This window comes from Streptomyces alboflavus (genome assembly GCF_000716675.1).
In the GTDB taxonomy this organism is placed as follows: domain Bacteria; phylum Actinomycetota; class Actinomycetes; order Streptomycetales; family Streptomycetaceae; genus Streptomyces; species Streptomyces alboflavus.
The window spans coordinates 215,099-241,807 of the sequence record NZ_JNXT01000022.1; the positions used below are offsets into that span (position 1 = coordinate 215,099).

24 protein-coding genes and 7 tRNA genes are annotated in these 26,709 nt (G+C 73.3%); 10 read left to right on the top strand and 21 right to left on the bottom strand.

Annotation, left to right across the window (positions count from 1 at the left end; all coding sequences use genetic code 11):
- Nucleotides 1–12: 12 nt before the first annotated feature.
- From OO63_RS18960 to OO63_RS18975, 4 genes are all read right to left on the bottom strand, one after another.
- On the bottom strand, nucleotides 13–573 hold the full coding sequence (locus OO63_RS18960) for an HIT family protein (protein ID WP_030360519.1): 561 nt from the start codon (nucleotides 571–573) through the stop codon (nucleotides 13–15).
- 109 nt (nucleotides 574–682) lie between these two features.
- A complete protein-coding gene (thrS, locus tag OO63_RS18965; RefSeq protein ID WP_030360520.1) occupies nucleotides 683–2,665 on the bottom strand; it encodes a threonine--tRNA ligase in 1,983 nt (660 codons plus the stop codon).
- A gap of 214 nt (nucleotides 2,666–2,879) precedes the next feature.
- Complete coding sequence (locus OO63_RS18970; protein WP_030360521.1) at nucleotides 2,880–4,109, bottom strand: hypothetical protein; 1,230 nt, start codon at nucleotides 4,107–4,109, stop codon at nucleotides 2,880–2,882.
- Nucleotides 4,106–4,672 carry a DUF4365 domain-containing protein gene (locus OO63_RS18975; RefSeq protein ID WP_030360522.1) on the bottom strand — a complete coding sequence of 189 codons (567 nt, stop codon included), beginning with the start codon at nucleotides 4,670–4,672 and terminating at the stop codon, nucleotides 4,106–4,108. The genes OO63_RS18970 and OO63_RS18975 overlap by 4 nt, the downstream gene beginning before the upstream one ends.
- Nucleotides 4,673–4,839: 167 nt before the next feature.
- On the opposite strand from OO63_RS18975, the gene OO63_RS18980 reads away from it, so the two are divergent.
- Nucleotides 4,840–5,565: an exonuclease domain-containing protein gene (locus OO63_RS18980; RefSeq protein WP_030360523.1), complete on the top strand. Its 726-nt coding sequence runs from the start codon at nucleotides 4,840–4,842 to the stop codon at nucleotides 5,563–5,565.
- A 74-nt stretch (nucleotides 5,566–5,639) separates the two neighbouring features.
- Here the strand turns inward: OO63_RS18980 and OO63_RS18985 are convergent.
- The 4 genes from OO63_RS18985 to OO63_RS19000 all read right to left on the bottom strand — a co-directional run bounded on the left by OO63_RS18985 (nucleotide 5,640) and on the right by OO63_RS19000 (nucleotide 7,011).
- A tRNA-Val gene (locus tag OO63_RS18985) sits at nucleotides 5,640–5,711 on the bottom strand.
- A 39-nt stretch (nucleotides 5,712–5,750) separates the two neighbouring features.
- Nucleotides 5,751–6,197 carry an SRPBCC family protein gene (locus OO63_RS18990; RefSeq protein ID WP_030360524.1) on the bottom strand — a complete coding sequence of 149 codons (447 nt, stop codon included), beginning with the start codon at nucleotides 6,195–6,197 and terminating at the stop codon, nucleotides 5,751–5,753.
- Between the two features lie 211 nt (nucleotides 6,198–6,408).
- Nucleotides 6,409–6,480: transfer RNA gene (locus OO63_RS18995), tRNA-Val, on the bottom strand.
- 84 nt (nucleotides 6,481–6,564) lie between these two features.
- On the bottom strand, nucleotides 6,565–7,011 hold the full coding sequence (locus tag OO63_RS19000) for a TIGR02611 family protein (protein WP_030360525.1): 447 nt from the start codon (nucleotides 7,009–7,011) through the stop codon (nucleotides 6,565–6,567).
- A 191-nt stretch (nucleotides 7,012–7,202) separates the two neighbouring features.
- On the opposite strand from OO63_RS19000, the gene OO63_RS19005 reads away from it, so the two are divergent.
- On the top strand, nucleotides 7,203–7,616 hold the full coding sequence (locus tag OO63_RS19005; RefSeq protein ID WP_003959770.1) for an SsgA family sporulation/cell division regulator: 414 nt from the start codon (nucleotides 7,203–7,205) through the stop codon (nucleotides 7,614–7,616).
- Nucleotides 7,617–7,821: 205 nt separating this feature from the next.
- Entirely contained in the window at nucleotides 7,822–8,487 is a 666-nt protein-coding gene (locus OO63_RS19010; RefSeq protein ID WP_051810982.1) for a CGNR zinc finger domain-containing protein, read from the top strand.
- Here the strand turns inward: OO63_RS19010 and OO63_RS19015 are convergent.
- Nucleotides 8,461–8,652 carry a hypothetical protein gene (locus OO63_RS19015; protein WP_030360527.1) on the bottom strand — a complete coding sequence of 64 codons (192 nt, stop codon included), beginning with the start codon at nucleotides 8,650–8,652 and terminating at the stop codon, nucleotides 8,461–8,463. The genes OO63_RS19010 and OO63_RS19015 overlap by 27 nt on opposite strands.
- A 220-nt stretch (nucleotides 8,653–8,872) precedes the next feature.
- The gene (locus OO63_RS19020; protein ID WP_030360528.1) at nucleotides 8,873–9,334 is read right to left on the bottom strand and encodes a hypothetical protein; all 462 of its coding nucleotides are present in this window, start codon (nucleotides 9,332–9,334) and stop codon (nucleotides 8,873–8,875) included.
- A gap of 195 nt (nucleotides 9,335–9,529) precedes the next feature.
- Between OO63_RS19020 and OO63_RS19025 the strand changes: the two genes are divergently transcribed.
- The gene (locus OO63_RS19025) at nucleotides 9,530–10,048 is read left to right on the top strand and encodes a DsbA family protein (protein ID WP_030360529.1); all 519 of its coding nucleotides are present in this window, start codon (nucleotides 9,530–9,532) and stop codon (nucleotides 10,046–10,048) included.
- 32 nt (nucleotides 10,049–10,080) lie between these two features.
- On the opposite strand, the gene OO63_RS19030 is transcribed toward OO63_RS19025, so the two are convergent.
- The 3 genes from OO63_RS19030 to OO63_RS19040 form a co-directional block, all read right to left on the bottom strand.
- Entirely contained in the window at nucleotides 10,081–10,905 is an 825-nt protein-coding gene (locus OO63_RS19030; RefSeq protein WP_030360530.1) for a GNAT family N-acetyltransferase, read from the bottom strand.
- A gap of 94 nt (nucleotides 10,906–10,999) precedes the next feature.
- On the bottom strand, nucleotides 11,000–11,821 hold the full coding sequence (locus OO63_RS19035) for an aminotransferase class IV (protein WP_030360531.1): 822 nt from the start codon (nucleotides 11,819–11,821) through the stop codon (nucleotides 11,000–11,002).
- Entirely contained in the window at nucleotides 11,818–12,978 is a 1,161-nt protein-coding gene (locus OO63_RS19040) for a chorismate-binding protein (RefSeq protein ID WP_078619220.1), read from the bottom strand. The genes OO63_RS19035 and OO63_RS19040 overlap by 4 nt, the downstream gene beginning before the upstream one ends.
- Before the next feature lie 156 nt (nucleotides 12,979–13,134).
- Here OO63_RS19040 and OO63_RS19045 point away from each other — a divergent pair.
- From OO63_RS19045 to OO63_RS19065, 5 genes are all read left to right on the top strand, one after another.
- Nucleotides 13,135–13,207: transfer RNA gene (locus tag OO63_RS19045), tRNA-Gly, on the top strand.
- 42 nt (nucleotides 13,208–13,249) lie between these two features.
- A tRNA-Cys gene (locus OO63_RS19050) sits at nucleotides 13,250–13,323 on the top strand.
- Nucleotide 13,324: 1 nt separating this feature from the next.
- Nucleotides 13,325–13,396: transfer RNA gene (locus OO63_RS19055), tRNA-Val, on the top strand.
- 45 nt (nucleotides 13,397–13,441) lie between these two features.
- Nucleotides 13,442–13,513, top strand: a tRNA-Val gene (locus tag OO63_RS19060).
- Nucleotides 13,514–13,554: 41 nt separating this feature from the next.
- Nucleotides 13,555–13,629: transfer RNA gene (locus OO63_RS19065), tRNA-Val, on the top strand.
- Between the two features lie 69 nt (nucleotides 13,630–13,698).
- Here OO63_RS19065 and OO63_RS19070 read toward each other — a convergent pair.
- From OO63_RS19070 to OO63_RS19085, 4 genes are all read right to left on the bottom strand, one after another.
- Nucleotides 13,699–13,986 (bottom strand): TFIIB-type zinc ribbon-containing protein, encoded by a 288-nt coding sequence (locus OO63_RS19070; protein WP_030360533.1) that lies wholly within the window; start codon nucleotides 13,984–13,986, stop codon nucleotides 13,699–13,701.
- Between the two features lie 69 nt (nucleotides 13,987–14,055).
- Complete coding sequence (locus OO63_RS19075; protein WP_030360534.1) at nucleotides 14,056–15,000, bottom strand: aminoglycoside phosphotransferase family protein; 945 nt, start codon at nucleotides 14,998–15,000, stop codon at nucleotides 14,056–14,058.
- Nucleotides 15,001–15,217: 217 nt separating this feature from the next.
- Nucleotides 15,218–15,421, bottom strand: coding sequence for a hypothetical protein (locus tag OO63_RS19080; RefSeq protein ID WP_030360535.1), 204 nt, complete (start codon nucleotides 15,419–15,421; stop codon nucleotides 15,218–15,220).
- 232 nt (nucleotides 15,422–15,653) lie between these two features.
- A complete protein-coding gene (locus OO63_RS19085; RefSeq protein ID WP_030360536.1) occupies nucleotides 15,654–15,920 on the bottom strand; it encodes a hypothetical protein in 267 nt (88 codons plus the stop codon).
- Between the two features lie 196 nt (nucleotides 15,921–16,116).
- On the opposite strand from OO63_RS19085, the gene OO63_RS19090 reads away from it, so the two are divergent.
- Nucleotides 16,117–17,535 carry a protein kinase domain-containing protein gene (locus OO63_RS19090; RefSeq protein WP_033264244.1) on the top strand — a complete coding sequence of 473 codons (1,419 nt, stop codon included), beginning with the start codon at nucleotides 16,117–16,119 and terminating at the stop codon, nucleotides 17,533–17,535.
- Between the two features lie 74 nt (nucleotides 17,536–17,609).
- On the opposite strand, the gene OO63_RS19095 is transcribed toward OO63_RS19090, so the two are convergent.
- From OO63_RS19095 to cbiE, 4 genes are all read right to left on the bottom strand, one after another.
- Nucleotides 17,610–18,428 (bottom strand): TrmH family RNA methyltransferase, encoded by an 819-nt coding sequence (locus tag OO63_RS19095; RefSeq protein WP_030360538.1) that lies wholly within the window; start codon nucleotides 18,426–18,428, stop codon nucleotides 17,610–17,612.
- Between the two features lie 121 nt (nucleotides 18,429–18,549).
- Nucleotides 18,550–19,785, bottom strand: a complete 1,236-nt coding sequence (cobA, locus tag OO63_RS19100; protein WP_031192666.1) for a uroporphyrinogen-III C-methyltransferase — start codon at nucleotides 19,783–19,785, stop codon at nucleotides 18,550–18,552.
- Nucleotides 19,786–19,921: 136 nt separating this feature from the next.
- Nucleotides 19,922–24,835: a nicotinate-nucleotide--dimethylbenzimidazole phosphoribosyltransferase gene (cobT, locus tag OO63_RS46000; RefSeq protein ID WP_169786624.1), complete on the bottom strand. Its 4,914-nt coding sequence runs from the start codon at nucleotides 24,833–24,835 to the stop codon at nucleotides 19,922–19,924.
- Between the two features lie 320 nt (nucleotides 24,836–25,155).
- Nucleotides 25,156–26,385, bottom strand: a complete 1,230-nt coding sequence (gene cbiE / locus OO63_RS19115) for a precorrin-6y C5,15-methyltransferase (decarboxylating) subunit CbiE (protein ID WP_030360540.1) — start codon at nucleotides 26,383–26,385, stop codon at nucleotides 25,156–25,158.
- Nucleotides 26,386–26,709: the final 324 nt, after the last annotated feature.

A 26,709-nucleotide genomic window follows, 5' to 3' on the forward strand; every position in this document is an offset into this window, starting at 1 on the left:
AACAGTCGGGCGTCACCCCACGGGCCACGCCTCCGCGAGCATCTTGCGGGTGTCGGCGAGGAGCTGGGGCAGCACCTTGGTGTGGCCGACGACCGGCATGAAGTTGGTGTCGCCGCCCCAGCGCGGCACGATGTGCTGGTGCAGATGGGCGGCGATCCCGGCGCCCGCGACGGTGCCCTGGTTCATGCCGATGTTGAAGCCGTGCGCCCCGGAGGCGGTGCGCAGCGCCGTCATCGCCTGCTTGGTCAGCTCGCCGAGCTCGACGGTCTCCAGTCCTGTCAGCTCCGTGTAGTCCGCGACGTGGCGGTAGGGCACCACCATCAGGTGGCCGCCGTTGTACGGGTAGAGGTTGAGCACCGCGTAGACGTGCTCACCCCGGGCGATGACCAGCCCGTCCTCGTCCGATTTCGCCGGGATCGAGCAGAAGGGGCAGCCGTCGTCCGCCCCTGGACCGGTGGGCTTGTTCTCGCCCTGGATGTACGCCATCCGGTGAGGCGTCCACAGGCGCTGGAACGCGTCCCGCGTCCCCACTCCGATCTGCTGCTCCGGCTCAATCGTCATGCTGTGCAGCATATGACTTCGCCCGTGGGCGGCGTGCCGCCGGGGCGGACCCCGGGGTCGACGCCGGGGCGGGACCCCGGGGGTTCGTCCCCGGGGTCCTCCTGAAGCGTCCTGCCCGGCGTCAGACCTGCACGCGCTCCTCGACGACCTTCACGATCTTCGCGATGGCCTCGTCGACCGGGATGCCGTTCTCCTGCGAGCCGTCGCGGTAGCGGAAGGACACGGCGCCGTGCTCCATGTCCTCGTCGCCCGCGATGACCATGAAGGGCACCTTGGCCTTCTGCTGGTTGCGGATCTTCTTCTGCATGCGGTCCGAGGAGGCGTCCACCTCGACCCGCAGCCCCTGGGCGCGCGCCTTCTCGGCGAACTCGCGCAGGTAGGGGATGTGGGCGTCGCCGATCGGGATGCCGACCGCCTGCACCGGGGCGAGCCAGGCCGGGAAGGCGCCCGCGTAGTGCTCCAGGAGCACGCCGAAGAACCGCTCGATGGAGCCGAACAGGGCGCGGTGCAGCATGACGGGCTGCTGGCGTGAGCCGTCCGCCGCGGTGTACTCCAGACCGAACCGCTTGGGCTGGTTGAAGTCGACCTGGAGGGTCGACATCTGCCAGGAGCGGCCGATCGCGTCCTTCGCCTGGACGGAGATCTTCGGGCCGTAGTACGCGGCGCCGCCCGGGTCGGGCACCAGCGGAAGCCCCTGCTTCTCGGCGGCCAGCCGCAGCGCCTCGGTGGCCTCCGCCCAGTCCTCGTCGGAGCCGATGAACTTGTCCGACTCGGGGTCGCGGGTGGACAGCTCCAGCTCGAACTCGTTCAGGCCGTAGTCGCGCAGCAGGTCCAGGACGAAGGTGAGGAGCTTGTCCAGCTCGTCCGCCATCTGCTCCTTGGTGCAGTAGATGTGCGAGTCGTCCTGGGTGAAGCCGCGTGAGCGGGTCAGGCCGTGCACGACGCCCGACTTCTCGTAGCGGTACACGGTGCCGAACTCGAAGAGCCGCAGCGGCAGTTCACGGTAGGAACGCCCGCGCGACTTGAAGATCAGGTTGTGCATCGGGCAGTTCATGGCCTTGAGGCGGTAGTTCTGCCCGTCGAACTCGATGGGCGGGAACATGCCCTCGGCGTAGTGCGGCAGGTGCCCCGAGGTCTCGAAGAGGTGCTCCTTCGAGATGTGCGGGGTGTTCACGAACTCGTAGCCGGTCTCCTCGTGGCGGCGCCGCGAGTAGTCCTCCATCACCTTGCGGACCACGCCGCCCTTGGGGTGGAAGACGGCGAGGCCCGGGCCGAGCTCCTCGGGGAAGGAGAACAGGTCCAGCTCCGCGCCGAGCTTGCGGTGGTCGCGCTTCTCGGCCTCGGCGAGGAACTCCAGGTGCGCCTTCAGCTCGTCCTTGGACGGCCACGCGGTGCCGTAGATGCGCTGGAGCTGGGGGTTCTTCTCGCTGCCCCGCCAGTAGGCGGCGGCGGAGCGCATCAGCTTGAACGCCGGGATGTTGCGGGTGGTGGGCAGGTGCGGACCGCGGCAGAGGTCCTTCCAGCACAGCTCGCCGGTCTTGGCGTCGATGTTGTCGTAGATGGTCAGCTCGCCGGCGCCCACCTCGGCGTCCGCGCCGTCGGCGGCGTTCGCGGCGTTGCCCTTGAGGCCGATGAGTTCCAGCTTGTACGGCTCGTCGGCGAGCTCGACGCGGGCGTCGTCGTCGTTGGTGACGCGGCGCGCGAAGCGCTGGCCGCGCTTCTGGATCTCCTGCATCTTCTTCTCGACGCGCTTGAGGTCCTCCGGGGTGAAGGGCTCGGCGACGTCGAAGTCGTAGTAGAAGCCGTCGCGGATGGGCGGCCCGATGCCGAGCTTGGCCTCCGGGAACAGCTCCTGCACGGCCTGCGCCATCACGTGCGCGGTGGAGTGCCGCAGGATGTTCAGGCCGTCCTCGGAGGAGATCTCGACGGGCTCGACGACCTCGCCGTCGGCAACCGCGTACGCCAGGTCCTTCAGCTCACCGCCCACGCGGGCCGCGACGACGGTGCGCTCGCCGTCGAACAGGTCGGCGGCCGTGGTGCCCGTGGTCACCACGCGTTCATCCCGCTCGGAATCGCGTTGGATGATCACACGGACGTCTGACACCGGTTTCTCCTGCCTGAAGGGGGCTGCCCTGCTGGAAGCGGGCCGCGCAGATCTGCCCCTGCGCGCGCAACGAATCGTACCGAGCCCCCGGGGCGCATCGCGAAACGGATAAGCCCGGCGCCGGACCGCCCCGGCTCCGCAGCGCCCTCCGCGACGGCCGACTCAGCCCCGCCCGGTCCCCGCCGCGCAGGCCCTCGGTCCCACCACGCGCCCCTCAGTCCCCGCTGCACGCCTCCTCGAAGAAGTCCAGATTCTCCTGGAGCGACTTCATCAGGCGGTCCCGCTCGGCCTCGTCGACCTGCACCGGCACCACCTCGGCCGCCTCCGTGAGCCTGCGGAAGCCGCCCCTGCTCTCGAGCCGCCCCTGCACCCGGATCGGCAGCCCGACCAGATGCGCGTGCCCCGCGATGCGGTAGTCCTCCTCGTCCAGGGCCATCCGCACATGCGGAACCTCCGCGCCCGCGAGCACCCGCACCCGTACCGTCCCGGCCCCGCGCGGCCCCGACCGCCGCATCCGCACCACGGTCCCGGTGATCCGCACCGGCACCGAAGGCTCGGCGCGCAGATAGCGGGCGCTGGCCTCGCGAAGGACGGGCAGGTCCCCGGGCGAGAACTCGACGGGCCCGGCGGCCGCGGCGCAGCCCTCGGGCACCCCGGCGGCGGGTGACCAGGACACCTCGACCCGGGCGCCCTCGGTGCCGCGGACGAGGGCGACGACGGCCTCGACCAGTTCGTGGCTGACGCCCGCGGCGACGGCGCCGTCGAAGGCGTCCATGCCGCCGGTGGCCCGCCGGTAGTCGACGGCCTCGCGGGCGGCGTAGAGCGCCTGGTGCAGCCGCACGGCGAGCGGTCGGCCCGCGGCGACCGGGACGAACGCGGTCAGGCGCCGCCCGCCGGGGGCGGGTCCGACGAGGATGTCCTCCAGGAGGGCGGTCGCGGGGCGGCGGTGGCGCGCGCCGTAGTACCCGGCCCGGGCCCGTGCGGCGAGCGCCCCGGCGAGCAGCATCTGGCGCGCGGCGGCGCGCAGGCGTTCCTCGACGGTCCAGGACGCGGTGTCCGCCGGTCCGCTCGGAACGTCGCGCCACCAGCGGATCTCGTCGCTGGGCACGGTGAGGGAGACAAGGACGTCGCGGGCGGACGGCGAGGAGCTGCGGGCGAGTGCGGTCAGGGCCTCGCCGATCAGGTCCTCGCAGTCGGGGAAGGAGCGGCTCTCGGGGACGAGCAGGCTGGTGCCGCCGTTGCCGGGTCCCGGCGGGGTCCAGCGGGAGTAGCGTCCGGCGGCGCCGCCGCGGCGGTTCCAGCCGTGCCGGTCGAGCAGCGCGCCGAGCACGGCGGGGTCGACCTGACCGGGTGCGGGCGGGTCGGACCAGAGGGCGGAGGTGTGGACGGGGTGGGGCCGGGGGCCGCGTGGCGGCGCGGGGTCGTCGATCGGGCGGTGCATCAGGGTCTCCCTCCCGTCCCGACCCGCGTCATGATCTCGCAGAGCGCGCGGTCGTCGAAGATCCGCGAGGTCGGGACGCGGACGGTGGTCCTTCGCCTGCCCGTCACCGGGTGTCCGGCGAGGTTGGTCCAGTAGCAGCAGTGCCGCAGGTCGAGCCGGTCGTGCCCGGCACGCAGCCAGTCGTCGCGGGAGCGGGGCACGATCATCACGACGAGGATCTTGTGCACCGACACGGGGGTGCGGGCGAGCTTCTCCAGGTGCGCGTTGTCCAGGGTGAAGGAGAAGGCGGGCCCCGCCGGTCGGGGCGGTATCTGGTACGTGCACTTGAGCTGCACCTTGATGGTGACCTCGTCGTCGACCGTGTGCCCGGGGGCGCTGTGGCTGACGTGCCAGTCGATGCCGTTGTCCGGAAAGGGCTGGGAGAGCGAGCACCCCGCCGCCGCGGCGACGGCGTGCAGGTAGCCCACCTGAAGGGTCTCCATGCAGGCGGTGGTGGCGAGTGTGCCGCGCGGCGGTGCGATCCGCTCGGGCAGCAGCCCACCCTGTTCGGGCTGCGCGAGCGCCATGTTCAACAAGCCTTCCGAACCAGACGTTTCCCCGCTCGGGCCGGTCGATGTCCGTGCCCTGTACCTCTGTTGTCTCCGGGCCGGGTTCGGCGCAAACGGCCCGGGTATCACCAGCGTGGGCAGTTACGCAGGTCAACTGCCGGAGCTGAACGAGGAGTTGCGTCAGGATGACGTGCTGGTACGAAGGCCCATTGGCCGCATTCGACACGGAGACCACGGGTGTCGACGTCGAGACCGACCGGATCGTGTCGGCCGCCGTCGTCGTTCAGAACGGCGCGGGGGCCCGGCCCCGTGTCACCCGCTGGCTGGTGAACCCGGGCGTTGTGGTGCCCGCCGCCGCGACCGCGGTGCACGGGCTCACCCAGGAGCATCTGGAGCGCAACGGCCGCTGGCCGGCTCCGGTGATGGAGGAGATAGGGCGCGAGCTGGCGGAGCAGGGCGCGGCGGGCCGGCCGCTCGTGGTGATGAACGCTCCGTTCGATCTGACGTTGTTCGACCGGGAGTTGCGCAGGCATCGCGCCTCGTCGCTCGCGCGGTATCTGGAGAGCCGGCCGCTGTGCGTGCTCGATCCGCGGGTGCTCGACCGCCAGCTGGACCGCTATCGCAAGGGCCGCCGCACCCTGTCGGACCTGTGCGAGCACTACGAGGTGGAGCTGACCGGCGCGCATGACGCGGCGGCCGACGCGCAGGCCGCGCTGGATGTCGTCCGCGCGGTGGGACGCCGTTTCGCGGCCCGCCTCGACCGGTTGTCCCCCGCCGAGCTGCACACGCTGCAGGCGGTGTGGCACGCGGCTCAGGCGCGCGGGCTGCAGGCGTGGTTCGCACGCAGTGGTACGCCGGAGGCGGTCGATCCCGCATGGCCGCTGCGGCCCGAACTGCCCGCCGCCGCCTGAGCGTCGGGGTGTCGCCCGCCGGTGTGCGGGCATGAAAAAACCGGTCCGTCGGGGACGGACCGGGATTCTCCGGGTGGGCGATACTGGGTTCGAACCAGTGACCTCTTCGGTGTGAACGAAGCGCTCTCCCACTGAGCTAATCGCCCGGGAACGCACTGAACAATACAGGTCCAGGCGCGGTTGGTTCAAACCGCTTCCAGGTACGCGACGAGCCCCCGCCGCCCCGACCGCATCATCAGGGCGTGGTTGACGAGGAACAGGGGCCGGCCGGGTACGGCGAGGCGTCGCATCAGCGCCTTGCGGACGTCGACCTCCTGGTCGTAGCGCGCCCTGGTGCCGCCGTCGGCCGCGGTGAGCGTCCAGCGCGCCCAGCCGTCCAGGTCGCCGGTCATGGTGATCTCCAGGACCCCGCGGCCGGGGTCCCGGCGGCTCTCCTCGGCGGTGACGACGAGGTCGTAGGGGAGCAGCGAGCGCAGGCGGGCGGTGCCGGTGCGCCCGTCGAGGGCGGTGACGGCGCGCACCTGTGGCCACCAGCGCGGGTAGTCCTCGGCCCGCTCCAGGACGGCGTACACCGTCTCGGGTGCGGCGGGCAGATTCCATACGCTGTGGAAGCGGTAATGGCACCAGTCCATGGGACCAGTCTGCGGCCCGGTCGATTTCCGCGCGACAGAGCGGACGGATCGTCAACTCGCAGAAATAGGAACGAGTTATTCCGGAAGCCCCGCACGGGGTGTGAATTCCATGAAAGGCCGTCACATACGGCCGCGTATACGATCCGGCGGACTTCCGGGCATACGACAGTGGCCCGGAGGCTGTTTCCAGCCTCCGGGCCACAATCCCGGGTGGGCGATACTGGGTTCGAACCAGTGACCTCTTCGGTGTGAACGAAGCGCTCTCCCACTGAGCTAATCGCCCGGGCGCAGAGAGAACATTACCCCATGTCAGAGGGTGCCTCCGACCACCCCGACCGGGGCGCCGCGCACCCCGACGGAGCCTGCCTCACTGATCGTTGATCTTCCAGGGCATCTGGATGCCGAACTTCCACAGATAGATCCCGCCGAGAGCCCCGACGATCACCAGGGCGATGCTCGTGAGGATGATGTTGCGCCGGCGGACACGGGGGTCGAGGGCGCGCTGCGCGGCCTCGGTGACCTTCCGCTTCGTCCAGCGGAGCACCAGCTGCGCCCACACGAACTCGGTCGCCCAGATCGCCATGCCGCCGAAGATCACGACCCAGCCCGGTCCCGGCAGGGGCAGCATGATGATGCCGGCGACGACGACCGCCAGGCCCACGATGAAGACGCCGACCTGCCAGCTCAGGTGCAGGGTCCGGCGTGCCTTGATGAACTCAGGCGCCTTGGACCCGAAGGGCTTCTCAGCCTTGACCTGCTCGGCCACCTCGTCGACGGCCTCGGCCACCTTCGCCTCGTCACTCCCCGTATTCATGCCGCCAGACCTTACCGGACAGAAACCCGTCACCGGAATGGCCGTACGAACCAATCGGACAGTCCGCCATACGAGCCACCTAAAGACACCCAAAACTCCCAGAGGGGTTTACAACGGCACCGTAGGTGGCATGTCGATTTCGCCGACGTGCGAATCCCCGAGCGCACACTGAGCGAAAGGCCCTGGCGCTTATGAACACCACGGTCAGCTGCGAGCTGCACCTGCGCCTCGTTGTGTCGAGCGAGTCCTCACTGCCTGTACCCGCAGGACTGCGGTATGACACGGCCGATCCCTATGCCGTGCACGCCACCTTCCACACCGGAGCCGAGGAGACTGTCGAATGGGTGTTCGCCCGCGACCTCCTCGCCGAGGGCCTGCACCGGCCCACCGGCACCGGCGACGTCCGCGTCTGGCCGTCCCGCAGCCACGGTCAGGGCGTCGTCTGCATCGCCCTGAGCTCCCCCGAGGGTGAGGCTCTGCTCGAGGCCCCGGCGCGGGCCCTGGAATCGTTTCTGAAGCGTACCGACGCGGCCGTGCCGCCCGGCACCGAACATCGTCACTTCGATCTCGACACGGAGCTCTCGCACATTTTGGCCGAAAGCTAGTCCGGCCACGGTCCGGGAGCGCAGGGCGCCGTCCGACTCGGGGCGACGGCGCGGGTACGACAACGACATATCGGCAGGCAGCAGGCACCGGCGCCGGTGTCGCGGATTTCCGCGGCGCCGGCGCCGTGGCGTGCGCGGCGCGAGCCGCTAGCATCGGCCAGCATCGGGCGGGCCCCAGCCCGACCCCCAGGCCAGGGAGCGAATCGTGCTGATCACCCACGACACCCGGTGCGCGCTCGACGCCGTGGTCGATCTGGTGAATTCCGCGCCGGACGACGAGGGCGCCGCGAGCGCCGGGAGCGGCGCCGCCGCCGACGGGCTCGCGGACGTCGCGGCTCTGAACGAGTTCGTGAAGCGCAACGCGATCAGCGACGTCGGTGTGCTCACGGAGCGGGACCTCGCGGGCGTGCACCGCATCCGCGGCCGCTTCGCCGAGGTCTTCGCGGCCACCGAGCCGCATGTGGCGGCGACCCTCATCAACGAGCTGATCGCGGCCGCGGGCACCACGCCGCGCCTGACCGACCACGACGGCTACGACTGGCACGTGCACTACTTCGCGCCGGGCGCCTCCGTCGCCGACCACCTGGCGGCCGACTGCGGGATGGCCCTTGCCTTCTTCGTCGTCGCGGGCGAGCAGGAGCGGCTTCGCCGGTGCGAGGCGCCGGACTGCCGCCGCGCCTTCATCGACCTCTCCCGCAACCGTTCGCGCCGCTACTGCGACAGCCGCACCTGCGGGAACCGGCTGCACGTGGCCGCGTACCGGGCCCGCCGCAGGGAGGCCGCGGGCCTGGAACAGGACGCGCAGGACGGGCAGGATTCCCCGGGGCCCGCGGCGCCGTCGCGGCTAGAGCAGGAGCAGGTCGTGCAGTGAGGCCATGAGGAACAGGACCCCGATCACCGCCAGGAAGATCATCAGCGGTGGCTGGGAGAGCGCGAAGAGGCATCCTCGCGGTTCGTCGGCGGCCTCGCGCCGCTCGGCGGCGGTTTCCCGCTCGTCGGGCGGGGCGGGATCGCTCTGTGTGGTGGTGTCCAGCATCTCGCCGTGATGATGACGCAGCGCGGGGGGTGCCGCTTACCAACACGCGCGGGTCGCTGGGGAGTTCGCCGCATTCCGTGACCTTCGCGGGCCCGGCGTGGCGCACCTGCGAACGGTGTCCGTCGATACGCTCGAACGAGGTCCCGGAATGTGGGACGCGGCGCGGAGAGCGCGCCGCGAGCCGTGCTGGTTCCGCGCTCCCCCGTGCCTCTCCGGCGCCTCAGATGCCGTGCTTCTTCAAGATGGCCTCGATGTCGCTGAAGTCCTCGCCGCCCGCGGCCTTCTTCTGCTTCTGCTTGGCGGCGGGGGCGACCTGCGGGCGTCCGGCCGCCCCGGACGGGCCCAGGGAGGGCGCGGACGCGGCGGGGGCGACGGCCTCGCGCTGGGCGGCCTTCGCCGCCGCCCGGCGCTCCTTGCGGGTGCCGCCGGAGCGGCGCTCCGCCGCGCGGGTCGCCAGGAACAGCAGCCAGGCCGCCCCGAGGACGCCGAAGCCCGCCCAGGCGACCGGGCTGAAGGCCGTCTCGGCGGCCCACTCCACGGCCCCGGTCATGACCAGACCGAGAGGGACCAGCGAGTACGCGGCCAGGCGGGCGGCGGCGAGGAATCGCTTGCGGTAGGCCGTGACGGCCGCGATGCCGAGGCCGGCCGCGGCTACGGCGGAGCAGATGGTCTCGGCAATCATCGCGGTCCTCCAGGCGTGCGGGCGCGGTGCTGTGTCGCTGGTGTCCCCTCCATCCTGCACCTGGTGGGGCGCCGGAAGCCATGGTCACCGAGGACATCAGGGAGATATCCGGGTCACGGCTCCTCCCCAGGTGCCGGTGGGCGGCGCCCCGGGTCCCGGTTGGGGCCCCTTCCCCGGGGCTGGGACACTGGGCGCATGAGCGACTCCTCCCCCGCGGCCCCCGCCGGCCCCCTCGTCATCGACATCTGGTGCGAGCTTCAGTGCCCCGACTGCCGCACCGCCCTGGACGACGTGAGCGCCCTGCGCGCCCGCTACGGCGACCGTGCCGAGCTGCGGCTTCGCCACTTCCCCCTGGAGAAGCACAAGCACTCCTTCGCCGCCGCGCAGGCCGCCGAGGAGGCCCTGGCGCAGGGCAAGGGCTGGGAGTACGTCGAGGCGGTCCTGGACCGGGTCGAGGACCTGGACCGCAAGGGTGAACCCCTCCTGGTCGAGGTGGCGCGGGAACTCGGTCTGGACGCCGAGGAGTTCGACACCGCGCTGGTCGACGGCCGGCACATCCTGATCGTCGACGCCGACCAGGCCGAGGGCAAGGCGATCGGGGTCACGGGGACGCCGACGTACGTCGTGGGCGGGGAGCGTCTGGACGGCGGCAAGAGCCAGGACGGCCTGCGCGAGCGCGTCGAGGAGATCGCCGACCGCCTCCTCGCCGGATAGCGGCCGCCCGTCCCCGAGCAGCCGCACGCCCCCTAGAGCAACGGCTTGTACACGGAGTACGCCGTCGCCTCGTAACCCAGCGATTCGTACAGGCGCAGGGCCGAGGTGTTCCCGGCGAAGACGTTCAGGCCGACGCGGTCCTTGCCGGCCTCAAGGCACTGCCGTTCGGCGAGGAGCATCAGGGCGCGGCCGTACCCCCGGCCGCGGTGCTCGCCGCGGACCTCGACGTCGTACACGAAGATCTCGCTGCCGCGCTCCGCGACCCACAGGGTGCCGACGACCTCGTCCGCGTGGACCAGGACGCTGAGCCGGGCCCCGGGGGTCGCGAGGCCGTCGGCCAGGGAGCTGTCCACGTCGGCGGCGGCCTTGGCGCGCGCCTGCGCCGCCGGTACGCCCCGGTCGATCCAGTCCTGCGCGTAGGCCTCCTTGGAGTGCGCGATCCAGGCCGCGTACTCCTCCTCCGTCATCGCGCGGGCCGTCGTACCCCCGGGCAGCTCGGGCGGGCTCAGGGGCAGGGTCTTGGCCATCTGGCGGCTGCGCTCCACATAGCCGAGCGCCGTCGCCAGGGCGAGGGCCCCGTGGGCGCCCGCGGGCACGGACGCCTCGATCCGGGTGCAGCCCCAGCCCCGCACGACCTCCTCGGCGGCGAGCGCCGCCACCGTGGCGCGGCCCCGCCCGCGGTCCGGGGCGTCGATGCGCAGGTCCAGGATCTCGGCGACGTCCGCCCCGAAGGCGGCGCTCGTGGCCAGCTTGATCCGGCCGACGGGGCGGCTGTTCACGCAGACGTCGTAGTCGCGTGACTTGGCGCCCTCGGAGCTCTCGTGGAGCGGCCCGGACGGCCGCAGGGTCGTGGTCATCACGGGAGTTGTACCCACTGAGCGCCCCCGCGTCATCCGGATTTACGCCCCGCGCGCTCCGCGCCGTCCGCCCCCGCCCGGGACCACTCGTCCCCTACGGGTCGAGGTCGTCGCCCGCGCGCTCGTCGAAGACCCGCATCGCCTTGGCCGTCACCGGGCCCGGCGCACCCGGGAGTTGACGGTCGTCGACGCGGTGCGCACCCTGCACGTCGCGCAGCGTCGAGGTCAGGAAGACCTCGTCGGCGCGGTCAAGGACGTCGAGCGGAAGATCGGTCTCGTGGGCGCCGGTCCACTCCACGGCCAGCGCGCGCGTGATCCCGGCGAGGCACCCGGAGGACACCGGCGGCGTGTGGATCTCGCCGTCGAGCACGACGAAGACGTTCGACCCGGTGCCCTCGCACAGCTGCCCCACCGTGTTGGCGAACAGCGCCTCGGTAGCGCCCTGTTCGGTGGCGCGGGCGAGGGCGACGACGTTCTCCGCGTACGAGGTGGTCTTCAGGCCGGTCAGGGCGCCGCGTTCGTTGCGGGTCCAGGGGACGGTGATCACGGCGGTGGAGTCGGGGCGGCGGGCGGCCTCGCCGAGGGCGACGACGAGCGTGGGGCCCTGGTCGCCGCGGTCGGAGCCGAGCGGCGAGAGGCCTCCGGTGTACGTGATCCGCATCCGCCCGAGGGCCATCGGGTTGGCGTCGAGGACGGCGGCGCAGGCGCGGCGCACCTCGTCCAGGTCCGGCTCGGGCAGACCGAGGCCGCGCGCGGAGCGGGCGAGCCGGTCCAGGTGGCGGGTCAGCGCGAACGGCCGCCCGGCGACCGCCTTCACGGTCTCGAAGACGCCGTCGCCGACGGTCAGGCCGTGGTCGAGCACGGAGACCCGCGCGGAGTCGAGGTCCTGCAGGCCGCCGTTGAGCCAAATCTTCACTGCGTCTCACCTTGCGATGTCGTTCCGTGTGCCCCGTCCTGCCCGCTTGCCCGGCCGGGGGTCCGGGGGCCGCCCCCCGGAGAAGCACAGTACGAGGGGGACCCTTCACCGGGTGCGTACGTGCCCGAGTCACTGAGTGCGTACGTGCCCGAGGCTACCTTCAGGAGCCGTTCGGCCTTCAGCTCCGTCTCGCGCCACTCGCCCTCGGGGTCCGAGCCCCAGGTGATCCCCGCCCCCGTGCCGAACCGCAGCACGCCTTCGCTCCGGTCGATCCAGAACGTCCGGATGCCGACGGCCAGCTCACCGGTGCCCCGGTCCGCGTCGACCCAGCCGATGCCGCCGCAGTAGGGGCCGCGCGGCGCCGTCTCCAGGGCGTCGATGATGCGCAGGGCGCTGGACTTGGGGGCGCCGGTGACGGAGCCGGGCGGGAAGGTGGCCGCGAGCAGGCCGGGCCAGCCCACGTCGGGGCGCAGTTCGCCGCGGACAGTGGAGACGAGGTGGACGAGGCCCGGGTGCTTCTCGACGACGCACAGCTCCGGGACGGTCACCGCGCCGGTCTCGCAGACCCGGCCCAGGTCGTTGCGGACCAGGTCGACGATCATGACGTTCTCGGCGTAGTCCTTCTCCAGGAGGTCCGCCTCCGTGCGCCCGGTGCCCTTGATGGGCCCCGACTCGACGACGCGGCCCGCGCGGCGCAGGAACAGCTCGGGCGAGGCGGTCGCGATCTCCACGCCGTGACCGGGCAGGCGGATCGTTCCGGCGTACGGAGCGGGGTTCCCGCGCGCGAGCAGCGCCGTGAGGGCGTCCACGTCGGCGCCCTCGGCGACCGGCGCGGACAGCACGCGGCAGAGGTTCGCCTGGTACACATCCCCGGCCGCGATGTGCTCGCGGACACGGCGCACGCCTTCCGTGTACGCGGTGCGGTCGAGCGACGACGTCCAGTCACCGGCGGCCGGGCCGCGCCAGGCGCCAGGAACCGGCGCGGGGACGGGTTCTTCGCGCACCCGCCCGAAGCGCGCGCACACCAGACGGCCCTCGAAGTCCGCGGACACCGCCCAGAAGCCGGAGCTGTCCAGGGCGGAAGGGTCGCTGGTCACGTCCCGGAGATCGGTCGCGACGAGGCCGCCGAAGCGCGCCAGAGGAGACAGGTCGTGCACGGCTGCGAGTCTATGGCCGGTGTCCCGAGCGCGCCCCGGGCCCCGGCGAGGAGGTGACCAGCGCAGCACGCTGCGCAAACGCGTTTTTGTACTGGCCCAGGAATCCGCTAGAGTTCAACACGTCGCCGGGACGCGGAAGCGGACCGGGAAAGACAAGCGGACGTAGCTCAGTTGGTAGAGCGCAACCTTGCCAAGGTTGAGGTCGCCAGTTCGAACCTGGTCGTCCGCTCGCAGGAACCGCGGGGGATCTTCCCGAACCCCCGTAACTCCTGGTGGAGTGGCCGAGAGGCGAGGCAACGGCCTGCAAAGCCGTCTACACGGGTTCAAATCCCGTCTCCACCTCCAAGGACGATTAGCTCAGCGGGAGAGCGCTTCCCTGACACGGAAGAGGTCACTGGTTCAATCCCAGTATCGTCCACTGGAATCTCTGATCATGGACTTTTGATCATGCAGAGGTTTCCCCGCGCGATTAGCTCAGCGGGAGAGCGCTTCCCTGACACGGAAGAGGTCACTGGTTCAATCCCAGTATCGCGCACGCAGTACGCCCCACCAGCTTCTGCATCTGCAGGTTGACCTGCGCGATTAGCTCAGCGGGAGAGCGCTTCCCTGACACGGAAGAGGTCACTGGTTCAATCCCAGTATCGCGCACCAGCTCCACGAAGCCCCCGGCCGTCTCCACGGCCGGGGGCTTCGTCGTGTGCGCTCCGGAGAAGCAGGTCCTCAGGAGGAGAAGAGCATGTGCCCGAAGCTCTTGTGCCGCTTGTGACCGTGGTGGCCGTGGTGACTGCCGTGCGGCGCGCCCCACGCGGGCGCGGGCGCCGCGGGATACGCCGGGGCCGCCGGTGGGGCCTGCGGGGGCTGGTGACCGCTCCACTGGCTCTCGAGCCGGGTCAGCGCCTCGAGCTCGCCGTAGTCGAGGAATATCCCGCGGCAACCGCTGCACTGCTCGATCTGGACGCCATTGCGGTTGTACGTGTGCATCGGTGCGTGGCACTTGGGACACTGCATGGTCGGCTCAACTCCTCGCCGGTCGCGACTGCTTCGCCGGATGTCTGCCCGGCTGTGGTGCAGTGCACCCTACTTCGCGCAGGTCGGCGCCAAGTCGGGCGGGACGGCGGCCATCCGGCGGCAGGCGTCCACCAGGGTCTCCTCGACCTCGTCGAGGGCCCGCTCCCCCGCCACCGCCTTGGCGATCGCCAGCGCCGCCGTCTGCACGGTCAGCGCCCGCGCCGGGACGTCGAGGGCGGGCCAGGGGTCCGCGCCGTCGGCGGGCACGGCGGGGCCGCCCGCCGCGCGGTAGGCGTTCAGGAACGACGTCCACTCCTCAGGGAGCAGCAGCCCGCAGGCGTACCAGGCCGCGGGGCGGGCCAGGTCCCAGGCCGGGTTGCCGGTGCCCAGGTCGTCGATGTCGATGAGCAGCCAGCGGCCCTCGGGAGCCCGGACGAGCTGGCCCAGGTGCAGATCGCCGTGGCACAGGTGCGCCGGGCCCGGGTAGGGGGCCTCGTCGCGGGCCCAGGGTGGCAGGACCGCCCACGCCCGCTCCACCGGGGACGCGGCCGGGTGCGGGGCGGCGGCGCGCATCCGGGCCACGGCGCGGGCCGCCTTCTCGGGGCCGCGCATCGGCGGGAGCGCGGCCTGGAACCGGGTGGGCGGGGTGCGGTGCAGGCGGGCCAGGAGGGCGGCCACCGCCTCCCAGGGGGCCGCGTCCGGGTCGTCGCGGTCCACCGGGGTGCCGTGCGGCCAGAGGGTGACCAGGCGGTCGTGGAGGCGGTCGGGCCGCGGGGACAGCGGGGCGAGGAGGGTGTCGGCGAGGTCGGGGTGGGCGGCCGCGGCGAGCCGGGCGGTCAGGGTGGGTTCGGGGGTGCCGGGGGCGTGCGCCTTCGCCACGACCTGGGCGTGCCGGACGACGGTGGCGTCCGGGCGGTCGGCGAGGACGCCGTGCGGGTCGCTGCAGGCGCAGTCGTCGCTGTGGCGGGCCCTGAGTCTGGCCTGGGCGGTCAGGGCGGGCAGCAGGGCGGTCACGGGTCCCCCGGGGTGTGGCTGTACGTCTCGCGTGAGAGTACGGGACTGTGGCGGCGTGGACGGCCCGGCGGCAGCCGGAAAAGAATCCGGAAAAGAAACAGCCCGCGCAGCTCCCCAGCTGCGCGGGCTGTCGTGCCGTCCGCCGCACCCCCGTCCCCACGGGGTTTCATGGCCGGATGTCCCCGCCCGGACCGCTCTTCCGGGCCTGGGGCGCCGCTCAGCGCCCCAGCATCACGCCCACGGACGACGCTTGTGTGACCACTGCCTCCCAGCCGCCGAAGGCGACCGTGAGCAGGGCTGCCAGGGGGAGGACCATGAGCGTGGCCACCAGCGGGTGGCGCGTTCCTGAAGGCCGCACGCCCAAGCTGGAGAGCTTCCGCCCCTGAGTGCGGATCATCGTCCGCGGCGCGGTGTCAGCCATGGTTCTCTCCCTTCCTGACCTTGGTGGTTCTGTTGTTGTCCTGCTGGTGTTTCCGGTGGTGAAGCTGGCAGCGGCGGGTGTCTGACCTCGGGGGACGAGTGCTGCACCCGCCGCTTGACCTCAAATCTAGGTCCAGCGGGAGCGTCGGGCGTCATGCCCTCGTACCGATTGGCTGGCCTCCCCGAGGATGACCGGTCGTCACACAAGTACTCCCGTGGGTGGAGACGGGGACCTAGGACTCAGGGTCTTCCCGGAGGGGGCGTCCGGAAAGCTCGGAGCTGTCCTCCCTCGGGACGGGCTGTTCCACGAGGGCCAGGACGCGGGTCGCCATGAAGCGGGCCGTGCGGACCACAGAGCCACTGCGAGTGACTTCGCTCACTTCCACCACTCCCCTGCGGACGGCCGTCTCGACCCGGCGGCCCGCCCGGCTCGCCACCACTTCGTACGTACGCGTCGTGTCGCCGGCGTCCACCACTATCTCCACGCGGTCACCCTTCACGCGATCAATCCCCCTTCAGCGACGGCTGGTTGGGCGGTCGGGCGGCGGCGAGTGCCCGGTGCGCCGCGTCACCTGACCACTTTTCAAGTTTCCCACCCGGCACTGACAATCGGTCGGCCCGCGAGGGCGCGGCCTCTGCACGTGCCCGGCCGCGGAAACGTAAGCTGTGGCTCGTCAGACGGACCGGGCAGCGGGGATGAACATGGCGATGATGCGCCTGAGGCGCGAGGACCCGCGTGTCGTCGGCTCGTTCAGGCTGCACAGGCGGCTGGGTGCCGGCGGGATGGGCGTGGTCTATCTGGGCTCCGACCGCCGTGGCCAGCGCGTCGCCCTGAAGGTCATCCGGCCGGATCTGGCGGAGGATCAGGAGTTCCGGTCCCGCTTCGCCCGCGAGGTCTCGGCCGCCCGGCGCATCCGCGGCGGCTGCACCGCCCGGCTCGTCGCCGCCGACCTGGAGGCCGACCGCCCCTGGTTCGCGACGCAGTACGTCCCCGGGCCCTCGCTGCACGACAAGGTCGCCGCCGAGGGTCCGCTGGCCGCGGCCGAGGTCGCCGTCGTCGGCTCCGCGCTCTCCGAGGGGCTCGTCGCCGTGCACGAGGCCGGTGTCGTGCACCGGGACCTCAAGCCGTCCAACATCCTGCTGTCCCCCAAGGGGCCGCGGATCATCGACTTCGGGATCGCCTGGGCGACGGGCGCCTCGACCCTGACCCACGTCGGCACGGCCGTCGGCTCGCCCGGCTTCCTTGCCCCCGAGCAGGTGCGCGGCGCCGCCGTCACGCCCGCCACCGACGTGTTCGCGCTCGGCGCCACGCTGGCGTACGCGTCGATGGCCGACTCGCCCTTCGGGCACGGCAGTTCCGAAGTGATGCTGTACCGCGTCGTGCACGAGGAGGCGCAGCTCCAGGGGGTGCCGGACGCGCTCGCTCCGCTGCTGCGGGCCTGTCTCGCCAAGGACCCGGAGGAACGTCCCAGCACGCTCCAACTCTCGCTGCGGCTCAAGGAGATCGCGGCCCGTGAGGCGCAGGGCCTCAGCGATGTGCGGCCGCCCGCGCCGCGTCAGGACCAGGACCGGCCGACGCTCACCGACACGTACGGCGGTGTCGACACGGAGCACGGGGAGTTCGGGACCGGTTCCTCGCGCCCCGGCGCCCCGCGCACCGGGGGCTCGCGGACCGGCGGGTCCCGCACGGGTGGGCCCCGCACGGGCGACCCGCGCACCGGCGGCTCGCGGGCCGGCGGATCCCGTACGGGCGGCTCCCGCACCGGCGGTCCGCAGTCCGGCTCGCGGCCCTCGGCCCCGCGTGACACCTCGCGTCCGGGGGGTCGGCCCGGTCCCCGCAGCGGCACCGGGCGGAAGGGGCCCAACGGCACGGGCACGAGGCTGCGGCCCGCCAATCCCCGACTGCTTCGGCAGCGGCTCTTCGTCTTCGTCGTCGTGACGCTGCTGGTCGCCCTGGGGATCGCCGCGGCGCAGGGGTGCCAAGGGCCCGCGCGCGGGCTCGGCGCCGAGCGTGACGGGCGCGGCGGTGTGAGCGCCGTCGCCGTAACGGAACAAGGGCACGAGCAGCTGGACGGAGCCGCGCGGAACCGGACCGCGGCCGGGCCGCGGGGCTGACCTGGCCGGGAGGACCGCGAGGCGGCCTCCCTGACTCAAGCCTCTGACTCAAGCCCCTTGCTCAGGCCCCTCGCTCAGGCCCCCGGGCGCCCCGTCGCCACCGCGTAGAAGGCGACCGCGGCCGCCGCGCCCACGTTGAGCGAGTCCACGCCGTGCGCCATCGGGATGCGGACCCATTCGTCGGCGGCGACCAGGGCCTGCCTGGACAGGCCGTCGCCCTCCGCGCCGAGCATCAGCGCGACCCGGTCCATGCGGTGGGGCGCCGCCTCGTCGAGGGTCTTCGCCTTCTCGTCCGGGGTGAGGGCGAGCAGGTTGAAGCCCGCCTCGCGGACGCCTTCGAGGCCCTTGGGCCAGGAGTCGAGGCGGGCGTACGGCACGGAGAAGACCGCACCCATGGAGACCTTCACCGAGCGGCGGTAGAGCGGGTCGGCGCAGTCCGGCGAGAGCAGGACGGCGTCCATGCCGAGGGCGGCGGCGGAGCGGAAGATCGCGCCGATGTTCGTGTGGTCGTTGACCGCCTCCATCACCACCACGCGGCGGTGCGACCGGAGGAGTTCCTCGGCCGTGGGCAGCGGCTTGCGCTGCATGGAGGCGAGGGCGCCGCGGTGCACGTGGTAGCCGGTGACCCGCTCGGCGAGGTCGGGGCTGACCGCGTACACGGGCGCCGGGACCTCGTCGATGACGTCCCGCATGACGTCGACCCACTTGGCGGAGAGCAGCATCGAGCGCATCTCGTAGCCCGCGAGCTTGGCGCGCCGGATCACCTTCTCGCCCTCGGCGATGAACAGGCCCTCGGCGGGCTCGCGCTTGCGGCGCAGCTCGACGTCGGTCAGGCCCGTGTAGTCGCTGAGGCGGGGGTCGTCGGGATCTTCGATGGTGAGGAGATCGGCCACAGGGTGATACTGCCTTGTCCTGGGTGAGGTGCCAACGGCTGGGAACCAGTTCCGTTACCGGTGGTTACGTTGGTGTGGGCGGGGTGGTCGGTGTGATCGGAGGGCCGGTCCTTGGCCTCGGTCAGGCGGGCGGGGCGGGGGTCAGCGCGGCCACCTCGCCGATCACGATGACCGCGGGGGGCCGCACCTCGTGCGTGCGCACGGCGTCGGCGACCGTCGCGAGAGTGGCGTCGACGCGGCGCTGGGCGGCCGTGGTGCCCTCCTGGATCAGGGCGACCGGGGTGTCCTGCGGCTTGCCGTGGGCGGTCAGGGTCTCGGCGATGCGGCCGATCTTGTCGACGCCCATGAGGATCACCAGGGTGCCGCGGAGCTTGGCGAGCGCCGCCCAGTCGACCAGGGAGCGCTCGTCGTCGGGGGCCACGTGGCCGCTGACCACGGTGAACTCATGGGCCACGCCCCGGTGCGTGACCGGGATGCCCGCGGCGCCCGGCACCGAGATCGAGCTGGAGATGCCCGGTACGACCGTGCAGGGGATGCCGGCCTCGGCGAGCGCGTGGGCCTCCTCCATGCCGCGGCCGAAGACGAAGGGGTCACCGCCCTTGAGGCGCACCACGGCCTTGCCCTGCCGCGCGTGCTCGATCAGGGCGTTGTTGATGGCCTCCTGCGCCATGAAGCGGCCGTACGGGATCTTCGCCGCGTCGATCACCTCGACGTGCGGCGGAAGTTCGTCGAGGAGGTCGCGCGGGCCGAGCCGGTCGGCGATGACGACGTCGGCCTCGGCGAGCAGGCGGCGGCCTCGGACCGTGATCAGGTCCGGGTCGCCGGGGCCCCCGCCGACGAGGGCCACGCCGGGGGTGCGGGTGCGGTGGTGCGGGGCGACGAGGGTGCCGTCGCGCAGGCCCTCCACCACCGCGTCGCGGATGGCGGCCGTGTGGCGCGGGTCGCGGCCCTTGGCCTCGGTGGTGAGGACGGCCACGGTGACGCCCTCGCTGTGGCCGGTCGCCGGGGTCCAGGCGGTCGCCGCGTCGGCGTCGTCGGAGCGGACGCACCAGACGCGGTGGCGTTCGGCCTCGGCGGAGGCGGCGGCGTTGGCGGTGGGGTCGCTGGTGGCGATCAGGGCGTACCAGGCGTCGGCGAGGTCGCCGTCCGCGTACGCCCTGCGCTCCCAGGTGATCTCGCCCGTGTCGGCCATCGCCTCGACCGAGGGGGTTGCCTCCGGCGATACGAGGAGGAGGTCGGCGCCCGCCGCGATCAGGGCCGGGAGGCGGCGCTGGGCCACCTGGCCGCCGCCCAGGACGACGACGCGGCGGCCGGTGAGGCGGAGGCCTACGGGGTAGGCGGGGTGAGCGGTGGCCATGGGGTGCGCCTTTCCTTGGTGCGGGGTGGGGGTTCGCGTGGTGGGGCGGGTGGGGGCCTTGCCGGGGGCTCCCCAATCCCACCCCTTCCCGAAACCCGGGGGGGGGCTAAATCATGTGCGGGCACCGCCCGGAGGGCTACTTCTCCGTTACGCCCGCCGAGTCGAACGTCGCCACCTCGTGCATCGCCCTCGCCGCGCTCTGCACCACCGGCAGGGCGAGCAGGGCGCCGGTGCCTTCGCCGAGGCGGAGGTCGAGGTCGACCAGGGGGCGCAGGCCGAGCTTGTTGAGGGCGGCCACGTGGCCCGGTTCGGCGCTGCGGTGGCCCGCGATGCAGGCCGCGAGGACCTCGGGCGCGATGGCGCGGGCGACCAGGGCCGCCGCGCCCGCGCTGACGCCGTCGAGGATGACGGGGGTGCGCAGGGAGGCGCCGCCGAGGAGGAGGCCCACCATCGCCGCGTGTTCGAGGCCGCCGATGGCCGCGAGGACGCCGATGGGGTCGGCCGGGTCCGGCTGGTGCAGGTCGAGGGCGCGGCGGACGACCTCCACCTTGCGGGCGTGCATCTCGTCGTTGATGCCCGTGCCGCGGCCGGTGACCTCGGCGGGGTCGGTGTCGGTGTAGACCGAGATCAGGGCGGCGGACGCGGTGGTGTTGGCGATGCCCATCTCGCCGGTGAGCAGGGCCTTGTTGCCGGCCGCGACCAGGTCGCGGGCCGTCTCGATGCCCACCTCGATGGCGGCCTTGACCTCTTCGCGGGAGAGCGCGGGCCCCGTGGTCATGTCGGCCGTACCGGCGCGGATCTTGCGGGGCAGCAGGCCAGGCGTCGCGGGCAGTTCGCCGGCGACGCCCACGTCGATGACGCAGACCTCGGCGCCGACCTGGTTGGCGAAGGCGTTGCAGACGGCGCCGCCGCCGAGGAAGTTGGCGACCATCTGGGCGGTCACCTCCTGGGGCCAGGACGTGACGCCCTGGGCGTGCACGCCGTGGTCGCCGGCGAAGATCGCGACGGCCGCGGGCTCCGGGATCGGCGGCGGGCACATCCGGGACAGGCCGCTGAGCTGCGCGGAGATGATCTCCAGCATGCCCAGGGCGCCCGCGGGCTTCGTCATGCGTTTCTGGCGTTCCCACGCCTCGCCGAGCGCCTTGGCGTCCAGCGGGCGGATGTTGCCGACGGTCTCGGCGAGCAGGTCGTGCGGGTCTTCGCCGGGCAGCGCGCGGCGGCCGTACGTCTCCTCGTGCACGACCCAGGACAGCGGGCGCCGCTTGGACCAGCCCGCCTGCATCAGCTCCGGCTCCTCCGGGAACTCGTCGACGTACCCGACACACAGGTACGCGACGACCTCAAGGTGCTCCGGCAGGCCGAGGGCGCGCACCATCTCGCGCTCGTCGAAGAAGCTGACCCAGCCGACGCCGAGGCCTTCGGCGCGGGCGGCGAGCCACAGGTTCTCGACGGCGAGCGCCGAGGAGTACGGGGCCATCTGCGGCTGGGTGTGACGGCCGAGGGTGTGGCGGCCGCCGCGGGTGGGGTCGGCGGTGACGACGATGTTCACCGGGGTGTCGAGGATGGCCTCGATCTTCAGTTCCTTGAACTGCTTGGCGCGGCCCTTGGGCAGGGACTTCGCGTACGCCTCGCGCTGGCGCTGCGCCAGTTCGTGCATGGTGCGCCGGGTCTCGGCGGACTTGATGACGACGAAGTCCCAGGGCTGGGAGTGGCCGACCGAGGGGGCCGTGTGCGCGGCCTCCAGGACGCGGAGCAGCACCTCGTGCGGGACGGGGTCGCCGCGGAAGCCGTTGCGGATGTCGCGGCGCTCGCGCATCACGCGCAGCACGGCCTCGCGTTCGGCGTCGGCGTAGCCCGGGGCGGGCGGCTCCACCGCGGTGTCGGCGGCGGCGAGGGGCTCGGCGAGGTCGGGGTCGTCGGCGTCGTCCGCGCCTTCCACGAGCAGCAGCGGCTGCGGGGTGCCGTCCTGGTCCGCCTGCTCGGCGGGCGTGGACAGGTCCTCGGGCGCGTCGGCGTCGACGGGGACGGCCGGGGCGGGCTGCTCGGGGTGGCTTGCGGGGTCGGTCGGTCCGGCCGGGTGAGGTGCGTGCATCGGCTCGTCGGGGTCGGTCGTCTCCGGGGCGGACGGGAAGGGGGTGCCGTCCTCCGCCGCGTCGACGGGTGCGGGTGCCGCCGTCCCGGCGGGCTCGGCGGTGGGCCGGGCTCCGTCGCGGGGTGCGGGCACGGTGGCTGCGGGCTGCTGCCCGGTTTCGGAGGGCGTGCCGGGCGCGGGTTCCGCTTCCGGCTCGGCGCCCGGGGTGGTGTCGGCCTGCTCCGGGGTGACGTCCGCGGGGGCGGGCCCGGCCGCGGGGGCATCGTGGCCGCCGGTCTCGTCCGGCTGCTGCGGCGCGAAGTACTCCGGCGGTACGGAGAGGGGGCGCGGCGGGGTCGGTGCGAGGTGCGGCGTGGTCGGCACCTGGCCGTCGACCGGCACGAACCGTCCGATGGGCGCGGCCTCCTGGACCTCGACGAACGGCTGCGCGGAGCCGTCGCCGTCCGGCATCCAGGTTGCCCCCGCGATGTGGGGTCCCTGCCCGGCGTGCGCATCCGGCCACGGCTGGGCGGCGTCGGGCGCCTGCGGGGCTACGGCCGCGTGCGGGGCCGCGGCGAGCTGGTCCTGCGCGGGCGCCCCGGGCGAGCCGAGGGTGCCGGCGGGGGTCGGGGTGCCCGGGTGTGCTCCGGGTGCGACGGCTTCCCCGGCGGGCGCGGCCTGCGGGAGCGGGGTCGCGGCGGACGCGGGGGCGGGCGGGGTCAGGAGCTCGGGACCTTCGGGTGCGGTCGGGGACTCCGGGGCGGAGGGGGTCGCCACGGCGTCCTGAGCTGCGCCGCCGATACCGGACGCGTCCGCTCCGGTATGTGGCTCGGCCGGGGGTACGGACGGGGATGCCGGCTCGGCCGACGGCAGCGGCTCGGTCGTGGTCGCCGCGGCGGCGGAGGTGACCGGGGCGTCGACGGGGCCGGTGCCCGCGACCAGGGCGTCCGCGAGGGCGGGCGCGGGCGCGGCGGGGGTGCCGGGACCGTCGGCCGGGGTGGCGGCGAGGGCTTCGGCGGCACCTGCTTCTGCCGCGGCGGGGTCGGACACCAGCGCCTGGGAGACGTGCGTGGGCGCGTCCGCGATGGGCGCGGCGGCGGACGCGTCCGGTGCTCCGGCCGCGCCCGGGGTGCCGGGGCCGGGCGTGGCGTCCGGAGCGTGCGCCGACTGCGGGGCGTGCGCCTCGGTGGCGACCTGCGCTTCCGGGGTCGCGTGCGGGGCACCGCCCGCGTCGAGTGCACCCGATGCCTCCGGCACGCCGGGGGCGTGCGGGGCGGGCGCGGGGGTCGAGGTACCGGTGAGGCCCGCCGGGTCGGCCTGCGCCGGGCCGTCGGCCGTCGCCTCGGGGCCCGCGGGCGCCGCTGAACCGTCGGTCGGGGCGGGGATGTCGGCCGGGGCAGAGCCCTCCCCCGGAGCGGAGTTGTCGGCCGTTACAGGGCCGCCCGGCTGCGCGCAGCCGTCCACAGAGACCGCACCGTCCACGGAGACCGCACCGTCCACGGGAACGGTGCCGTCCACGGGAACGGTGCCGTCCACGGGAACGGTGCCGTCCACGGGAACGGTGCCGTCCAACGGAACCACACCGTCCGCCCGAACCACACCGTCCACCTGGGCGGCACCGCCCACCGAAGCGTCACCGCCCGCGGGAACACCAGCCACCGGAACGCTGCCGTCCGCCGGAAGGGGACCACTCCCAGGAACAGAGCCACCGCCAGGAACGGAAGCACTGCCCGGAACAGAGCCACTTATCGACCCGGAGCCGTCCACCGGCACCGCGCTGTCCATGGGAACCAGGCCGTCCATCGGCCCGGCCCCGTCGCCGGTCACCGGCACATCAGCCGTCACCGACGCGTCACCCGTCGCCGGTCCGCCGCCCGGAACCGCAGCGACACCCTGCCCTCCGGATACAGCTGTGCCGTCTGTGGCGCCAGAGTCCCCAGCGACGCCCGCGTTTCCAGCGACGCCCGGGTTCCCAGCAACGCCCGGGTTCCCAGCAACGCCCGGGTTCCCAGCGACGCCGGAGCTCTCCGTGCCACCGGAGTCTCCCGTGACCACGGATGCTCCTGCGAGCATCGAGGCCCCCGTGACCCCCGCGCCCACGGGGACGACCGTTTCTGCTGCCGCCCCCTGGGGGTTCTGCGGCTGCGGTGTCCACGGCGCGGCCGCCTGCGGCGGGATCTCGCCGAGCTGCGGCCCGGCCAGCGCGCCCGCGTCGTCGCGCGGGATGTCGAGGTATTCGGGTCCCGCGGTCGGGGGGCCCGCGTGCCGGACGGGCATCGGGTGCGGCGTGCCGCCCGCGGGGCCGCGGTCGGCCAGCGAGCGCACGGGGCTCCCGGCGCCGTCGGGCACGGCGGGCGCGGCCGGGCCGCGGTGCAGAGGGCGCCGGGTGGGGCTGTGCTGCGCGGCGGGGGCGGCGCCGTGGGAGGCGTGCAGGGGAACGCCGGTGAGGTCGACGGAGCCGCTGTCCCGGCCGGACGTCTCGTGCGGTCCGGGCTGGTGGGCGAAGGCCGGACGGCCGACACCTGCGACGCCGTTCTGACCGCTCTGACCGCTCTGACCGCTCTGACCGTTCTGGACGCTCTGACCGCCCTGACCGCCCTGGCTGCTCTGGCCGTTCTGGACGCTCTGCGGGTCGGCGGCCACGGCCTGGCCGACGGCGACCTGGCCCGCGTACGCCTGAGCGGCGCTCGCGTCGGCGTACGACTGGGCAGCGGCCGACGGGTCGGCGGAGCCCGGCGCGAAGGCCGCCTGCGCGACCGGCTCCTGGGGGAGCTGCGCCGCCTCAGCCCCGGGCTGCACGGTCTGCGCCTCGCTCCACGCGCCCTGGGCACCCGGCATCAGCAGCAGGTCGTCGTCCTCGGCGGGGTTCTCGGAGGGGTCGGCGAAGGTGTACGCCGCCGGGGCTGGCACGCCCGGCTGCTCCACCCTGCCTGCGCTCTCCGGCAGCCCCTCGCCCGGGACCTGGCCGGTGTCGGTCATGCGTACCCCTCGCCCATCGGTTAGTCCTTCTTTGACCGCCCGTCATCAACAACGAGCGCACGTGCCGCGCGGCACGCATCGCGTACGGTCCACAGGCATTGTCGCGGTAGCACCGCCGCCGTGGCAGCTTGATCGGCCACGGTCCGCTGTGGACTGCGCCACGTCGCGCGTCCCGCGGTCCGCCGTACCACACGCGCCCCCCAAAACGGGCGAGCTTTCCGGACTTTGACGGACACAGACCAACGAATCGCCGGGCGCCCAGGTGCGGTACAACGATCGGCCAGCCTACCGCGCACGGCGCCGCGAGGGGGGCGCCAGGGTCACGGGGTTCGGTCGAGCAGCAGTGCGGAGACCAGGAAGACGACGGTCCGCTTCCGCTCCGTCCAGGCGCGGGTGTCGAGTTCGACGGACTGCAGGAGCGCGCACTCCACCGCGTAGCCGTGCTCCGACAGGTCCCGGCCGAGGAGTTCGGCGTCATCGCGGGTCGCGGCGTGCGTGACGATGCGCTCGGGACGGCGGTCGGCGACGGCGGAGACCACGGCCAGGCCCCCGCCGCCGACGCGTACGACGTCGGGCTCGGGCAGGTCCTCCAAGACGTGGGGCGCGGTGCCGTGCACGATCTGGGCGTGCACTCCGTAGCGGCGTACGACGGCGGTGGTGCGGGCGCAGGAGTCCGCGTCGCGGTCGACGGCGATGACGGCGGCGCCGAAACGGGCCGCCTCCGCGGCGAAGGCGCCGGTGCCGCAGCCGATGTCCCAGACCAAGTCGCCCACGCGCGGGCCGAGGCGGGCGAGTTGGGCGGCGCGGATGCGGTCGCTCTCGCCCTCGCCGAGTTCCTGCTCGCCGCCGTAGCTCGCCGCGGGCAGCGCCCAGCCGCGCGGCTCCGTGCCCGGTTCGCGGCCCGCGATCCAGCCGGTGTCGTGGACGACGGGGCCGCCGGTGCCTCCGGGGCCGCCGATGACGATGACGACGTTCGGGTCGCGCCAGGAGTGGTCGGCTGCCTTGTCGGAGGTGACGACGGTGACCTGCTCGCGGTCGGTGCCGAGTTCCTCGCAGATCACGAAGGTGCGGTGGACGCCTTCGAGGAGCAGGCCGAGTTCGGCGGGGCCCGCGCCGGGCGAGGTGAGCACGGCGACCTTGCTGTGCGCTCGGCAGACGTTCACGGCGCGGCGCAGGGTGCGGCGGTGGGCGACCACGATGGCGGCGTCGTCCCAGGGCATCCCGGCGCGGGCGAAGGCCTGGGCGACGGACGAGACGGCGGGCACCACCTCGACCTCCAGGCCGAATTCGGGGGCGCGCAGGGTGCGTACGACGCCGAAGAAGCCGGGGTCGCCGTCGGCGAGGACGACGGCGGTGCCGCGGTGGGCGGCGATGCGGCGGGCCGCGAGGGCGACGCTGCCGAGGCGGACGCGTTCGGCGGTGGGCGGGACCTCGGGCAGGGCGAGGTGGTGGGCGGCGCCTGCCACGAGGGTCGCGGCGCTCAGGGCGGAGCGTGCCGCGGCGGTCAGCGGCGAGCCGTCCCAGCCGATCACCGTGACCCGGTCGGCCATGGTCGTCTGTCTCCTGGGGTCTCGGGTCGTGCGGTGTCTCGGGTCCTGCGGTGCGGGGGCCGCCGCGTGCGGCCAGGAGGGAGCGTACCTGGTGCCCTGCCGGGAGGCCCCCAGGCCCACCCCTTCCCCGAAACCATGGGCTCCGCCCCTGGACCCCGGAGGGTGGGTGTCCCCCTTCGGGTGGGACGGGGGCACCCCCCCCGAATCGGCGCTCCGCGCCTCGTCCTCAAGCGCCGGACGGGCTGAAATGACTTCGCGGGGGCGGGATGAAAGGGCGGCCGGGCAGGCAGTGCGGCCCGCCCCGACCGAAGCACTGGCGGGGGC

Coding starts and splice junctions, on each gene's coding strand:
- OO63_RS19000 (WP_030360525.1), bottom strand. CDS start 7,011: ATGAATACGGGGAGTGACGAGGCGAAGGTGGCCGAGGCCGTCGACGAG.
- cbiE (WP_030360540.1), bottom strand. CDS start 26,385: ATGGCCGACCGGGTCACGGTGATCGGCTGGGACGGCTCGCCGCTGACC.
- cobA (WP_031192666.1), bottom strand. CDS start 19,785: ATGGCCACCGCTCACCCCGCCTACCCCGTAGGCCTCCGCCTCACCGGC.
- OO63_RS19090 (WP_033264244.1), top strand. CDS start 16,117: ATGAACATGGCGATGATGCGCCTGAGGCGCGAGGACCCGCGTGTCGTC.
- OO63_RS19015 (WP_030360527.1), bottom strand. CDS start 8,652: ATGCTGGACACCACCACACAGAGCGATCCCGCCCCGCCCGACGAGCGG.
- OO63_RS18960 (WP_030360519.1), bottom strand. CDS start 573: ATGCTGCACAGCATGACGATTGAGCCGGAGCAGCAGATCGGAGTGGGG.
- OO63_RS19020 (WP_030360528.1), bottom strand. CDS start 9,334: ATGATTGCCGAGACCATCTGCTCCGCCGTAGCCGCGGCCGGCCTCGGC.
- OO63_RS19030 (WP_030360530.1), bottom strand. CDS start 10,905: ATGACCACGACCCTGCGGCCGTCCGGGCCGCTCCACGAGAGCTCCGAG.
- cobT (WP_169786624.1), bottom strand. CDS start 24,835: ATGACCGACACCGGCCAGGTCCCGGGCGAGGGGCTGCCGGAGAGCGCA.
- OO63_RS18975 (WP_030360522.1), bottom strand. CDS start 4,672: ATGGCGCTCGCGCAGCCCGAACAGGGTGGGCTGCTGCCCGAGCGGATC.
- OO63_RS19070 (WP_030360533.1), bottom strand. CDS start 13,986: ATGCAGTGTCCCAAGTGCCACGCACCGATGCACACGTACAACCGCAAT.
- OO63_RS18990 (WP_030360524.1), bottom strand. CDS start 6,197: ATGGACTGGTGCCATTACCGCTTCCACAGCGTATGGAATCTGCCCGCC.
- OO63_RS19080 (WP_030360535.1), bottom strand. CDS start 15,421: ATGGCTGACACCGCGCCGCGGACGATGATCCGCACTCAGGGGCGGAAG.
- OO63_RS18980 (WP_030360523.1), top strand. CDS start 4,840: ATGACGTGCTGGTACGAAGGCCCATTGGCCGCATTCGACACGGAGACC.
- OO63_RS19005 (WP_003959770.1), top strand. CDS start 7,203: ATGAACACCACGGTCAGCTGCGAGCTGCACCTGCGCCTCGTTGTGTCG.
- OO63_RS19025 (WP_030360529.1), top strand. CDS start 9,530: ATGAGCGACTCCTCCCCCGCGGCCCCCGCCGGCCCCCTCGTCATCGAC.